Raw genomic sequence first — 13,474 nt, 5'->3', positions numbered from 1 at the left:
GTTTGCGATGAAAAAATGGGCCATTGGAATCGGTGTTGCGGGATTGGCCGTTTATGTACCCATCTGGTGGTGGCTAACTTTCACCGGCTACTACGATGACAAGATGACGCCTGAGATGGTACGGAATGCCAAGACGTTCCTTCCGGCGGACCTGTTCCTGACCGCCAATCTGGTGGCGTTGCTTGCGGGCATCCGGCAGAAGCGCCCTTGGGCGTATGCGAGCGGACTGATCGTCTGTGGCGCCATCCTCTATATCGGTATCCATGGCGCAACGGCGATGTGGACGGGCGCCCTGCCACACGATATCGCCACTCAGTTGATCTTCTGGCCCTATGTTGTTGGCGCCTTGGTCGGCTGGGTTCTTTTCTATCGAGATCTGAGGGTGGCTTTTTCTCCCGCCTTGAACGGCAAGTAGAGCTGGGCTAGAAAGGGATGACCATGAAGGCCATCCGTGTTGCTCGCACCGGCGGGCCGGAAGTCCTCTCGTATGAGGACATCCCGGTGCCCGAGCCGGGACCCGGCCAGGTCCTCGTCAAGATCGAGGCGATCGGGGTCAACTACATCGACACCTACTACCGAACCGGGTTCTACAAGACCGACCTGCCTTTTACGTCGGGCCAGGAGGCGGCGGGGATCGTGGAGAAAATCGGGCCCGATGTGATGGATTGGTCCGAAGGCGACCCCGTCGCCTACACCAATGTGATGGGGGCCTACGCGGAGTATCAAGTGGTCAAGGCCGACCGCTTGGTGCGAAGGCCTGCCGGAATCGATTCGAATCTCGGCGCCGCTGCCATGCTTCAAGGCATGACGGCGCACTATCTCACGCACACCACGTACACGTTGAAGAAGGGCGAGCTATGCCTGGTCCATGCCGCCGCAGGTGGAATGGGTCTGATTCTGTGCCAGGTGGCAAAGATGCTCGGGGCCACCGTCATTGGAACGGTCTCCACCGAGGAGAAAGAAAAGTTGGCCAGAGCCGCCGGCGCGGATCACGTTATTCTCTACACCCGACAGGATTTCGAGGAGGAGGTTCGACGTATCACCGAGCGGAAAGGTGTCCACGTTGTTTACGACGGAGTGGGCCAATCGACCTTCGCGAAGGGGATCTACTGCCTCCGACCCAGGGGCATGATGGTCCTGTTCGGCCAGTCGAGCGGGCCCGTCGAATCGTTCGACCCAAGCATCCTGAGCATCCGCGGGGGCCTGTTCCTGACGCGCCCCGGGCTCGGATGGTACATCGCGAAGCGCGAGGAGTTGGTGGAGCGCTCTTCGGCGGTCTTCGACTGGATGCAGACCGGGCGGGTGAAGTTCACCGTGACCCGGGAGTTTCCTCTCAAAGCGGCGGCCGAGGCCCACCGTGCCTTGGAAGGCCGTCAGACGACCGGCAAGATCCTCCTCATCCCGTAGCCCGAAACGCCCTCCGTCGGCCACGGGAACAGGGAGCCACCCTAAACGCCGTCCATTTGCACTCCAGTAGAAAATCGTCGTGGAGATATCGCATGGGACGGCTGTCCGGCGATGCCAATCGCGATAGCGCCCGGTCCGGATTCGCATAGAGTTCTTCGAAGAACGTCTCACTGTGGACGACCTGGCGCTCATCGCTTTCGGAGCGCGAAGCATCGTGGTCGATGACGCGGCTTTGCGGGCAGACTTGGATTCTGTATCCACGGGAGCGCATTTCAAGCGCCAGGTCGTTGTCCCACACATGGATAAAGCGGGGGTCGAAAATGGGCACCTTCGTGAGGAGATCCCTCCTGAGGAATGGATAGGCCGCGCCCTCCACCTCCATCGGACGATCGGGAAGGGTGACGGACATGGGTGTGGAATCGTCCGCGGCGACCGATGTACCGTGGCGATTGAGCCATGGGTGTCTGCGGCTGACATAGGGAACGCACGAGCCGAGGAAACCGGTCTGACGGCCGGGATCCAGGACAACGGGCGTGGCAATGCCGACCTCCGATCTTGAAATCAGTGTTTCCGTGATCTGCCGGTCCCAGTGTGGCTCAACCTCAAGGTCATCGGCGAGATATCCGATCATCCGCCCCCGTGCCCGCTCCGTGCCCGTGCGATACGCATCGAGCGTGGAGGAATGGCCTGAAAACAGGACCGCGCCAAGCCAGGGAAAGGTGGTGCGCCGTTGGGCGAGCATTTCAAGGGTCCCATCCGCACTGTTGTTGTCGGACACGATGAGTTCGAAAGGCGCTCCTGTATGCCGACCGAGGCTGTCGAGGAGCCGTGACAGAGAGTTTGCTCTATTCCAGGTCGACGTAACCAGGGAGAGGATCGGCTCGCGTGTCGCGGGCGCCAGGAATTGGAGAGGTGGGACCGGTGGAGCCGTTTCCGGCCAGTCGGCATTCCGGAAGAGGCGGTCCCGGTAGTCGGTTTCGCATCCCAGAACGTTGCAGACGCGGGTGGCGAGATAGAGCAGGGAGAGGTCTTCCGGGTGGACTGAGATCAGCCGGTCCAACCCCTCCAATGCGCGCTCGCCCTCATTTTTTCGGAGTTGCTCTTCCACTTGCGTGAAGAGCTGAGATCGCTCATCAGGCGTCATCATCCGACACGGTCAGGGGTGAGAAATCGGGGCGAGTGGATTCAAGGCATGGCTTTCCTGCAATTTCCTTCAATCCCTCTGAAGTCGGGCTCCTGCCCTCCATGAAGATTGCCCCGCTTCGTTTCGCGGACTCACGAATCGGGGCGAGTGGATTTGAACCACCGACCTCTCGGTCCCGAACCGAGCGCTCTAGCCAAGCTGAGCCACGCCCCGTAAACAGCTTTCAGCAATCAGCGGTCAGCATTCAGCGGATCGGAAAAACAGAATTCCGCGCGCCAGACGGCTGAAAGCTGACGGTGAGAGCTTAGCAGAACCGCTCACCACTTCAAGGTGAACCGGCCTTCGACCTTGTCGATCTTGCTGTCTTCGGCTTTCTGGATCTTGTTTGAACCGTCCGGCTGTCGAAAGGCATCGCCGGGGAAGTAAGTTCCATACTGGAGGGTGAAACGGAAACCAATGTCCCCGAGAAGATGAAAATCGTATTCGGCGCCTAAGTTGATTTCCTGCCCAAGCGAGCTGTGCGCGCGCTCGATCCCATAAGGGCTGGTGAGTACCCCGCCGTGCTGGTTCGTGTTTAGAGGATCGAAAAAGTTTGACGTCAACCAAGCCGCCAAGTAGGCGGCCTTGAGGGTAAAATGGCCGCTCCAGACCTTGTAGTCGTACTTTACCGAGGGGTAGACGTAGGTCGATCCTGACACGCCGCCGTTCGTGGGGAGATTGGCGATCGAGTCCGGGAGCACGCCCAGCAAGGATGCCGTCTCCGCCGTTTCACCGGTTGCTCCGAGTTCGTCGGCCACCCTGTCGGCCATGTGGGCGGTGACGTTGTACAGAACCTCGTCGTACAAGATCATGCCGACTTTGTGATCGGGGTCGAAGGAGAGTCGAGTGACGGTATCGTCCTGTGGATTGTTGTCTCCCGACGCATAGCCGTGTTCAACGGCGGCCGTGAGTCGGAGCGGGAGATACTCATACGATCCGCCGGCGGCATATCCCGCGGCACGGACATCGGCCCCGGATTTCGCGAGATCGGAAAGTACGCGAGTCGTCCGGCCGAGGAGGACCACGCCTTCGAAGGATACCTGCTGCCTTGAAACGTCGCCCTCTTGCATCCAGTTCTGATAGGTGTCGATCGCAACCACGTTCAACTTGGCACAGGGGCGGGTGCGGGCATCGGGGCAGTCGTCCTTCTGAGTGCGCCCTGCGAGGTACAAGCCGCTCATGTTTTCGTATTCGCGGTAGAAACCCGCGAGGACGCCCTGGAACGCGAGATCGCCGTCCCTGACGGATGCGTTTTCGTCGCGATAGACGCTGTCCAACGCGGCCACGGTGTAAAAGTTCTGGTGGAATTTTCCCCCTCCCATCTTGCTCAGCGGCTTGGTGGCGAGAAGGATTCGGTCGTTGATGTCCCCGTATCGGTTCGTGCCGAAGAGCGGCTCGCGGTCGCCCCCGTTCGCCAGAATTCCCATGCCCCAGTCGGAAGGCATCTGTCCCACGCGGACAAGCCCGACGCTCGGGTTTGTGTACTCCACATACAAGTGGCGGGGGTCGATCACATCGGGTATCCACTCCGTCTTGCCCGAATCGGTGAGCGTGCCATCGGGATTCTTGGAAACTCGGATTTCCTTGGTTCCGGCCCGATCCGGATCGAGGACGAACTCTTCACCCACGCGGCTGTTGTGGCTCCCGAAGAGGAGTTGTCCGGAAAAGAGATCGATTTGGCCGAAGAACTTGAGCTTATCTGTTTTTGCGGAAGGCGTGAGCCGCAGTCGATGTTCGCGCCAGCCTGCCTGCTGGGCGCGGGCGCCGTCGTCGGCCAGCTGGTAGCGATCCGCATCAAGCATGCGCAGCCGGTAACTGCCGTGCACTTCGAGTTCGTAGGCTTGGACCGGAGAAGCCGCCCGCATCGCGAGAGCCGCGATGAGGATCGCGAAACACGTTCGATCAAGCCGCATGCGTGGCCTCCACAAATTCGTGAACTTTCTTGAGAGCCGAGCCGTCCTCGATCTTGGACATGGCCAGCTTGGCGCCGTCAGGAAGCGACTTCACCTTGCCGGAGGCGTAGAGTCCCGCGGCCGCATTGATGGTAAGAAAATTCTTGATGGGACGGGGATCGCCTGAGCCAAGAACCTGGAGCAACCGGTCCTTGTTCTCCTGAGGTGTGCCCCCTTTGATTTGATCAAGCGTGGCCGAGTTGAGGCCAAGCGCATGAGGCTCAACGCTGAAATCCGAAATCTCGTGACTCTCGTTCAACTCCGCGCAACGCGTGGCCCCAACGATCGAAACTTCATCGATGCCCTTGCCCCCTCCCACTTCGCCCCAGACCACGACCGCCCTCCGGGTGCCCATCCTGGCCAGTACGCCCGCCATCTTACGTACGAGTTCGGGCTTGAAGACGCCGAGGAGCTGACATCCTGGCCGGGCGGGGTTGGTGAGGGGACCCAGGATGTTGAAGACGGTCTTCCAGCCCGCCGAAGCGAGCTCCTTCCGGGCGGTCATGACCTTCCGAGTGGCGGTGTGGAATTTGGGAGCGAAAAGAAACCCTACACCCGTCTGTTCGAGGCACGTCCTGACTTGGCTTGGTTCGAGATCGATTTTGGCGCCGAGGGCCTCCAGAAGGTCCGCGCTGCCGCACTTGGACGTGATGGCCCGATTGCCGTGCTTCGCAATCTTGAGACCGCACGCGGCGAGGATGAAGACGATGCCGGTCGACACGTTGAAGGTGGAAGCCCCGTCCGCCCCGGTTCCGCACGTGTCGGATAGCCGGTCAGACGGCTCGATCCCCAGAGGGGATGCAAGATTGCGCATGGTCATTGCGAACGCGGCGATTTCATCCTCGGTTTCGCCTTTGGCTTGGAGTGCAGCCAGAAACGCCGCGCGAAGGGGGTCGGTGGCTTCATCGGATACAATGGCTTGCACGGCGTTCTGCGCCTCATCGAGCAATAGGTCTTGTCCTTCGCCCACCTTCCAGAGAAGCTTCCCAAGCGGGGAAGTATCCTCCCGGCTCAGGAAGCCTCGAACGGCGGTGAGGAAATCGGAGTTTGCCGGTAACGACTGGAGCGCCTTCTCGCGGGGCAACATGATCGGGGGATTATATGCAGACCCCTCGGACCAAGGCAATCACTTTCGGTACGGGTTGACTTAGCCCGCCCGTTTCGCTAATTGAGGGATCGGCTGGATCATGAACAGGGAAGCGATTTCGAGTCTCGTCCAATCCGCTGAAGATCTCTGCACGCTGGGCTTGAAACACCTCGCAGCGGAAGCCAGGGACGGAAAAGATATCTCCGTTCCCAAGCTCGATCGTCACCAGGTGACCGCCTACGACCTTGCCTATCTGTGCGCAGAGATTCAGGCCGCGCGGCACACCCTTACACACGCCGACCGCGTTCAGAGGAGTTCCGAGGATGGGCGTCTCGAAGGCTTGTTGGCCGAAACGTTCGCGGCCGAGGTAGTACACGATGTCGGGCAGACGCTTTCCCGGCGCCCCACCGAATTTGGTTTGTCGGACTCGCAAATACGCTCCGCCCTCCTTCAGAGTCCGAGGTCGGAAGAGCTTCAAGCCGCCCAGTCGCCGTCGAGGTATGAGGAGATTTCCCAGGAACTGCGGAAAAGGGGGGGCGGGGGAAGCTACGGTCTCTCGGAAGAGCAGCAGCTCATGCGGGACGCCTTCAAGAAGTTTGCCGATACCAAGGTTCGTGCGGTGGCCGAGAAGGTGCACCGTCATGATGAATTGACGCCGGAACCGATCATCAAGGAGCTGGCTGAAATGGGATGTTTCGGCCTCTCCATCCCGCAAAAGTACGGCGGCTTCCAGAGCGATGATAAACCGGACAACATGGGGATGGTGATTGTAACCGAAGAGCTCTCGCGCGGCTCGCTCGGCGTCTCTGGAAGTCTCATAACGCGACCGGAGATTCTGGCGAAAGCGCTCCTGAAGGGCGGCACGGAAGCGCAGAAGAAGAAATGGCTGCCCCTGATGGCCTCGGGCGAGAAGATGGTGGCGGTCGGGGCGACGGAGCCCGACTACGGATCGGACGTCGCCGCGATGAAATGCGCCGCGACCCAGACGAAGGGCGGCTGGCTCATCAACGGCGCCAAGATGTGGTGTACGTTTGCCGGTCGAGCGGAAATCATGATGATTCTTGCGAGGACGGATCCGGACATGTCCAAGAAGCATCGCGGGCTTTCCATTCTGATGGCGGAAAAACCGGCGTTCAGCGGTCACAACTTTGAGTACAAGCAGGAGGGCGGCGGTAAAGTGGCCGGCCGCGCCATCGGGACGATCGGCTATCGCGGCATGCACTCCTATGAGCTCCACTTCGATAACTACTTCGTGCCGAACGAAAACCTGATCGGGGAGAAAGACGGACTCGGAAAAGGTTTCTATCTCCAGATGGAGGGGTTCTCCGGCGGCCGGTTGCAGACGGCTGCGCGGGCGAACGGCGTGATGCAGGCCGCCTTCGAGAAGGCGCTCAGCTATTCGCAGGAGCGAAAGGTCTTCGGACTGCCGATCTTTGATTATCAACTCACCCAGTACAAACTGGCTCGGATGGCCATGCTGATTCAGGCGTCACGGCAGTTCACGTACGCCGTGGCCCGGATGTTCGATGAGGGGAAGGGCCAGATGGAAGGATCGATGGTCAAGTTCTTCGCGGGAAAGATTTCCGAGTGGGTGACCCGGGAGGCCTTGCAGATCCACGGTGGCATGGGCTACGCGGAGGAGTATGATGTATCGAGGTATTATGTGGACTCACGGGTGTTTTCGATTTTCGAGGGCGCGGAGGAAGTATTGGCCCTGCGCGTTATTGCGCGGTCGCTCGTCGAACAGCAGTTGAAGGGGAAGTAACTTGGGAAAGAGTATCGAAGTGGCCTGCGAAAAGCAGGCGGAGAAGGCGCCATCGCTGCCGGTCCAACTTGGGGCGAATGTGAAGGTGCCGCAGTACGGTCGCTACTTGGAGGAGTTTGTGGCGGGCGAAGTGTTCGAACACCCGAGGGGATTTACCCTCTCGGAGGCCTTCATGCTCGATTTCGCCACGTCGTTCATGGAGGCCAATCCGCTCTATCTCAATGAGGAGTTCGCCAAAGCACACGGCTTCGAGCGACGCCCTGCTTCGCCCCTTATGCTTCTCAATCTTGCGCTTAGCCAGGGCGTGCAGAACGATTCTGAAAAGGCGATTGCGCATCTCGGGTATTACGATGTTCTGTTCCTGCGTCCGGCCTACGCCGGGGACACTATCCGTTCCCTTACGAAAGTGTTGGGACGCAAGGAGCGGGGCGAGGGCAAGCCCGGGATCGCGGAACTTCGCACGATCGGATTGAACCAGCGGAACGAGGTCGTCGTGCAGTACGACCGAAAGGTCATGATCCCGCCGCGAGGGAAATCCGCGGGGGGATCGGCACCCAAGGGGGCGGGGGCAACCCGCTTCCCTGACCTTGAGAAACCGGTCATGCACATTCCTCAACCGGTCGGGAAGTATCCCTCGAATCTGACGGCACCGAATACCTACTTCGAAGATTTCAACGTGGGAGAGATCATCGTCCACGCGAACGGTCGAACCATTACGGACGAGCACTACAACTGGACGTATAAGACCGGCAATACGCATCCGCTCCACTACGACAAGATCTACACGGGGGGCCGCGGGGGTCCCCTTTCGGGTGAGCCGGTGGTCTACGGAGGTCTGGTCTTCAATTGGCTTGCGGGTCTCGCGAGTCGGGATGTCTCCGAGAACGCGCTGTGGGATTTTGGGTACACGGAGGGGTATCATACTCAGCCATCGGTGTCGGGTGACACCGTGTATGCACTGTCGAGAGTCCTCCACAAGCAAGACGGCCCCGCAGAGCTCCCGGAGGGAGTCGTCACGTTTCAGCTCATCGGCGTGAAGGGGATCAAGTCGAAGGATGCTCTCGAAAAATACGGTGCGGATCTTTTTCTTAAAGAAAACGACAAGAAGGATCTCGGCAAGGAGAAGATCGCCGAAAAGATTTTCGAGATTGAGCGCCGGCTCCTGATCAAGAAGAGATCCTCCGTCTCATAGGGCGAAAGTGCTGGAATGTCCGCACAACGCGTGATGGCTGGAAAGGAGATCTTTGAGGTCGCGGATCTGCCGCCGCTCGGCGTGGTTCCGGGCGAAATGTACGCCCAGGTGATCCGTGCCGCGCGTTTCGGCGAACCGAAGACCGCCTTCCAGCTCGAACGGATTCCCATCCGGCCGCTCAAAGAAGACGAGGTCCTCGTTTACGTCATGGCGGCCGGGATCAACTACAACAATGTTTGGGCCGCGCGGGGAATTCCAGTGGACGTGATCAAGGCGCGGCAGAAACAGGGCGATCCCTACGACTTTCACATCGGTGGAAGCGATGCGTCGGGAATCGTGTGGGCGGTGGGGAGCGGTGTGCGCAATGTAAAAGTGGGGGATCACGTTGTCGTTCACTGCGGCGTTTGGGACCGGAAGGATCCGTTCATCGTGAAGGGCGGCGATCCGATGTTCAGTTCCACGCAACTGATCTGGGGATACGAGACGAACTGGGGAAGTTTCGCGCAGTACACGATTGTTCAGGACCACCAGTGCCTCCCCAAGCCGAAGCAACTGACGTGGGAAGCGGCCGCGGCCTACATGCTCGTCGGAGCCACCGCGTATCGGATGCTCAAGGGCTGGCCGCCACAAACGGTTCAGAAGGGCGACGTCGTCCTCATCTGGGGCGGGGCGGGCGGTCTCGGAAGCATGGCCATCCAAATCGTGAAAGCGTTTGGTGGAATTCCGGTGGCCGTCGTTTCGAGCGACGACAAGGCTGAGTTTTGCAAGAAACTCGGTGCGAAGGGCGTCATCAACCGCAGAAACTTCAACCATTGGGGCATGCTCCCGCACTGGAAGGATGAGAAGTCATATGGCGAATGGCTCCAGGGCGCCCGGGCTTTTGGGAAAGCTCTCTGGGACGGGGTGGGCGAACGGAAGAATCCTCGGATTGTTTTCGATCATCCCGGAGAGGACACGGTGCCTACGTCGATTTTCGTTTGCGATACGGGTGGCATGGTCGTGATTTGCGCGGGCACGAGCGGATACAACGCCGTAGCGGATCTTCGATACCTCTGGATGCGTCAGAAGCGATTTCAGGGCTCCCATTTTGCGAACGACGAGCAGTGCGCGGCGCTGAATCACATGGTGGCTCAGGGCATGGTGGGCCCGTGTCTTTCGCGGACGTTCAAATTCGACGAGATCCCTTTGGCCCACCAGCTCATGCACGAGAACAAGCACCCCAGCGGCAACATGGCCGCCCTCGTCGGCTCCCCCAAGCCCGGCCTCACCGATCTGCCGTGAGTGTTTGGAAGCCCCAGATCCCCAGGGTGGACGTTTGACTTGGAGGAAGGGCGGGAGTAGGTTTCAGCCGGCATGGTGAGAATCTTGCACTCACTCACTCACTCACTCACAGTCATACCCTAGAATCGTCCTCCCGCTCGCGCTGATCCTCAGCGCCTGCTCCGCGGAAGCTGAGAAAAGGCTCCTTGAGGGGTTGCCTGCGCCGCAGAACGTCCGATCCGTCATCGGCGAGAACAATGTGACGCTTTCGTGGGACCTCGTGGCGGGGGCCCGCGGGTACCTGGTTTACCACGACACGAAAAGCGCCGCGCGCAAGGGCAAGGGGCTTTCAATCGGGAATTCACCGGCCGACGTTGGGAATGTGTCGAGGGTCTTGATCGACGGCTTGGAACCGAGCCTCACGTACTTTTTCGAGGTTTCTGCGACCGCACCCGATGGGGAAGGGCCGGCCTCCCCGGAAATCAGCGTTGCGCTTGGGGCGATCACGGCGGCGCCTGAGCCGCCCAGGAACCTTCAAGCGCGAACGGGAAACGCCTCCGTGGCCCTGTCATGGGAAGCGTCGGCGGGAGCAGCCGAGTACCGGATCTACTATGGCGCGAAGACGGGCGGACCCTACGAGGGCAAGGAAGCGAAGGAGGGTGCCTCGCCGGTGAGCATAACGGGTGCGTTGAATGCGAGGCTGACGGGTCTCAACAACGGTCAGGTTTACTTCTTTGCTGTCTCAGCCCTCAATTCCAAGAGCGAGAGCGAAAGGTCGGGTGAGGTGTCGGCGACTCCGTTGGTGGATTTGTCGGACAAGCCCCCCACGCCGGACGTCCCGGCGCAGCCGTCCCAACCGGATGCAAGATCCACGTGCATTGTAGGGTCGTCCAAGATCGGCTCGTGCATCCTGGGATGATGAAATCGAGGAGGTGTCCAAAGAGAATTCAAGTGTTCGTAAAAGGTCTGCTGCTCGGCGCGGGAATAACCGTGGGTATTATTGCGACGGTTGCCTTGGCCGTGACGGTGGGAACGGTCAAGACTTGGACGACCGGCGAGGCGCTGGTCGCGGACGACCTCAACACTTCGCTCGGCAACCTCAAGAAGGCCATCGAGGGCCTTCCGAACTGGACCAAGAGCAGTGCGAACGCCATCTACACCGAAGGTAACGTGGGGATTGGGACGGCGAGCCCGGCAAACAAGCTGACTATTGAAGGTGGTGCCCTGCAGCTTCATCGTTCTGCTACGGCCCCCTTTCCGTGCGACGCATCACAAGCGGGCACCATGTATTTCGATACTGATGTCCCAGCGATCTCAGGACTTCCCTTTCAATCTATCTATGGCTGTTATTTTGGACCTACCACTGTCCCTTCCGAGGGGAACACGTGGAAGTGGGGCGGGCTTATTCTCGGCGGCGCCAGCGACTGACGCTGGTTAAAAGGGGACGACGTCAGCGGATGGATAATCGGTGACAGTATACTATTATTCTCTCTAATAAAGTATTCTGTCACCTATTATTGTAATAGAGTATACTGTCACCGATCATCCCGATCATATGCATTGAAAAAGGGCTGACCCTGCGGCGGTCTTGTTCGGTGGGGAGTGGGCGGGTAAAATGGGATCATGGCGGTCAAAGATCAGCCGTGGATCATGCGGACGTACGCGGGACATTCGTCCGCCGAGGCGTCCAACAAGCTCTACCGCGCCAATCTCGCCAAGGGTCAGACCGGGCTGAGCATCGCATTCGATCTGCCCACACAAATCGGATACGACCCGGACCATCCGCTGGCTAAAGGTGAGGTCGGAAAAGTCGGGGTGCCGATCTCCAACTTGGAAGACCTCGACCGTCTCCTGGACGGCATTCCGCTCGATCGGATGAACACGTCCATGACGATCAATGCGACGGCGGCCTGGCTCCTGGCCCTCTACATCGCCTTGGCGAAGAAGCGCGGGGTCGATCCGAAACTGTTGCAGGGCACGACGCAGAACGACATTGTGAAGGAGTATCTTTCAAGGGGGACCTACAGCTTTCCTCCGGGCCCTTCCATGCGGCTCATCACCGACACGATCGTGTACGCGGTGGAAAACGTGCCCAAATGGAATCCGATCAACATTTGCAGCTACCACCTCCAGGAGGCGGGAGCGACACCGATGCAGGAGCTCGCCTACTCCTTGTGCAACGCGATTGCGGTATTGGACAGCGTGAAGTCACGCGGATTCGTCGGGGCCGAGCTGTCCGCTTCCGTCGGCCGCATTTCCTTCTTTGTCAATGCCGGCCTCCGGTTTGTCGAGGAAATGTGCAAAATGAGGGCGTTCACGGAGATGTGGGATGAGATTGCGAGTTCCCGCTACGGCGTGAAGGATCCGAAGGAGCGGCGATTCCGGTACGGCGTACAAGTCAACTCTTTGGGGCTCACCGAGCGCCAGGCGGAAAATAACATTGTGCGGATCGCCTATGAAGCCCTCGGAGTGACCTTGTCGAAAAATGCCCGCGCGCGGTCTCTACAGCTTCCCGCTTGGAACGAAGCGCTCGGACTGCCCCGGCCCTGGGACCAACAACTTTCGCTCCGGCTTCAGCAGATCCTGGCGCACGAAACGGATCTTCTCGAATACCCGGATCTGTTCGACGGATCGCCGGTGGTCCGGGCCAAGGTGGAAGAACTCAAGAAGGACACTCGGGCCGAGATGGACCGGATCGATACCATGGGTGGAATCCTGCGGGCCGTGGAGACGGGGTACGTGAAGCAGAGACTAGTCGAATCCAATTCGACGCGTGTGCGGGCCATCGAGTCCGGTGATCAGATTGTGGTAGGGGTGAACAAGTTTCAGGAATCCGAAGTGTCGCCCCTCACGGCCGAATCGAAAGAACAATTTTTCCGAGTGGACCCGCAGGCCGAGAAGGACCAGATTCAACGTCTCCATACATTCAGGCGGAAGCGGGATCGCCGCCGTGTGGAAGCGGCGTTGTCGGCGCTCCGCCGGTCGGCCATCGAGGGGACGAACCTCATGTCGGCGTCGATCGAAGCCGCCGAAGCGGGGGTGACCACCGGCGAGTGGGCGGGGGTGCTGCGTGAAGTGTTCGGGGAGTACCGTGCTCCCACAGGAGTGGCGCCCAGCGTGGGTGCCGCCGCATCGAACGGCCTTGCCGGGGTGCGGGAGAGGATGCGCGAGATCCAGCAGCGTCTCGGACACAAGATAAGGATTCTGGTCGGCAAGCCCGGATTGGACGGTCACAGCAATGGAGCGGAGCAGATCGCCGTCCGTGCACGGGACGCGGGCATGGAGGTGATTTACGCCGGAATACGACTCACACCGGGACAGATCGTCGCCTCGGCCTTGCAGGAGGGCGTCGATCTGGTGGGCCTGAGCATTCTGTCGGGATCTCACGTGGAGTTGGTGGGCGACATCATGTCCCTCATGAAGCAGGAAGGGCTTCAGGAGAAGCCCGTGGTGGTGGGCGGAATCATCCCGGCCTCGGACCACACCGTTCTCCTGGGTCTTGGCGTCAAACGGATCTACACGCCCAAGGATTTCGAGCTGAACTCCATCATGCTGGACCTCATCGAACTGGCCGGGGAGGCCCGGAGGCTTCCGACGACCTGAACGGTGCTTGAAAATCACCGCGACT

11 protein-coding genes and 1 tRNA gene are annotated in these 13,474 nt (G+C 59.8%); 8 read left to right on the top strand and 4 right to left on the bottom strand.

Features of this window, described 5'->3' with window-relative positions:
- The first annotated feature begins 7 nt into the window (after positions 1-7).
- Together HYT87_00575 and HYT87_00570 are read left to right on the top strand one after the other, a co-directional pair.
- The gene (locus HYT87_00575; GenBank protein ID MBI2058239.1) at positions 8-415 is read left to right on the top strand and encodes a hypothetical protein; all 408 of its coding nucleotides are present in this window, start codon (positions 8-10) and stop codon (positions 413-415) included.
- 23 nt (positions 416-438) lie between these two features.
- Complete coding sequence (locus tag HYT87_00570; protein ID MBI2058238.1) at positions 439-1,407, top strand: quinone oxidoreductase; 969 nt, start codon at positions 439-441, stop codon at positions 1,405-1,407.
- On the opposite strand, the gene HYT87_00565 is transcribed toward HYT87_00570, so the two are convergent.
- The 4 genes from HYT87_00565 to trpD all read right to left on the bottom strand — a co-directional run bounded on the left by HYT87_00565 (position 1,397) and on the right by trpD (position 5,629).
- Complete coding sequence (locus tag HYT87_00565) at positions 1,397-2,554, bottom strand: glycosyltransferase (protein ID MBI2058237.1); 1,158 nt, start codon at positions 2,552-2,554, stop codon at positions 1,397-1,399. The two genes, HYT87_00570 and HYT87_00565, sit on opposite strands and share 11 nt — an antisense overlap.
- Before the next feature lie 135 nt (positions 2,555-2,689).
- Positions 2,690-2,764: transfer RNA gene (locus tag HYT87_00560), tRNA-Pro, on the bottom strand.
- Positions 2,765-2,868: 104 nt separating this feature from the next.
- Entirely contained in the window at positions 2,869-4,503 is a 1,635-nt protein-coding gene (locus HYT87_00555) for a hypothetical protein (protein ID MBI2058236.1), read from the bottom strand.
- Entirely contained in the window at positions 4,493-5,629 is a 1,137-nt protein-coding gene (gene trpD / locus HYT87_00550; protein ID MBI2058235.1) for an anthranilate phosphoribosyltransferase, read from the bottom strand. Before trpD ends, HYT87_00555 begins: the two co-directional genes overlap by 11 nt.
- 100 nt (positions 5,630-5,729) lie before the next feature.
- On the opposite strand from trpD, the gene HYT87_00545 reads away from it, so the two are divergent.
- The 6 genes from HYT87_00545 (at position 5,730) to HYT87_00520 (ending at position 13,449) form a co-directional block, all read left to right on the top strand.
- Positions 5,730-7,394 (top strand): acyl-CoA dehydrogenase family protein, encoded by a 1,665-nt coding sequence (locus HYT87_00545; protein ID MBI2058234.1) that lies wholly within the window; start codon positions 5,730-5,732, stop codon positions 7,392-7,394.
- Positions 7,395-7,407: 13 nt separating this feature from the next.
- Positions 7,408-8,586, top strand: coding sequence for a MaoC family dehydratase (locus HYT87_00540; protein ID MBI2058233.1), 1,179 nt, complete (start codon positions 7,408-7,410; stop codon positions 8,584-8,586).
- Between the two features lie 33 nt (positions 8,587-8,619).
- Entirely contained in the window at positions 8,620-9,867 is a 1,248-nt protein-coding gene (gene ccrA / locus HYT87_00535) for a crotonyl-CoA carboxylase/reductase (GenBank protein MBI2058232.1), read from the top strand.
- 193 nt (positions 9,868-10,060) lie between these two features.
- Positions 10,061-10,765, top strand: a complete 705-nt coding sequence (locus HYT87_00530) for a fibronectin type III domain-containing protein (GenBank protein MBI2058231.1) — start codon at positions 10,061-10,063, stop codon at positions 10,763-10,765.
- 32 nt (positions 10,766-10,797) lie between these two features.
- Positions 10,798-11,274: a hypothetical protein gene (locus HYT87_00525; protein MBI2058230.1), complete on the top strand. Its 477-nt coding sequence runs from the start codon at positions 10,798-10,800 to the stop codon at positions 11,272-11,274.
- A 195-nt stretch (positions 11,275-11,469) separates the two neighbouring features.
- A complete protein-coding gene (locus HYT87_00520; protein MBI2058229.1) occupies positions 11,470-13,449 on the top strand; it encodes a protein meaA in 1,980 nt (659 codons plus the stop codon).
- Positions 13,450-13,474: the final 25 nt, after the last annotated feature.

It is taken from the genome of Nitrospirota bacterium (genome assembly GCA_016180645.1).
In the GTDB taxonomy this organism is placed as follows: domain Bacteria; phylum JACPQY01; class JACPQY01; order JACPQY01; family JACPQY01; genus JACPAV01.
The sequence above is the reverse complement of the archived record's forward strand: the minus strand, read 5'-3'. Positions and strand labels throughout refer to the sequence as shown.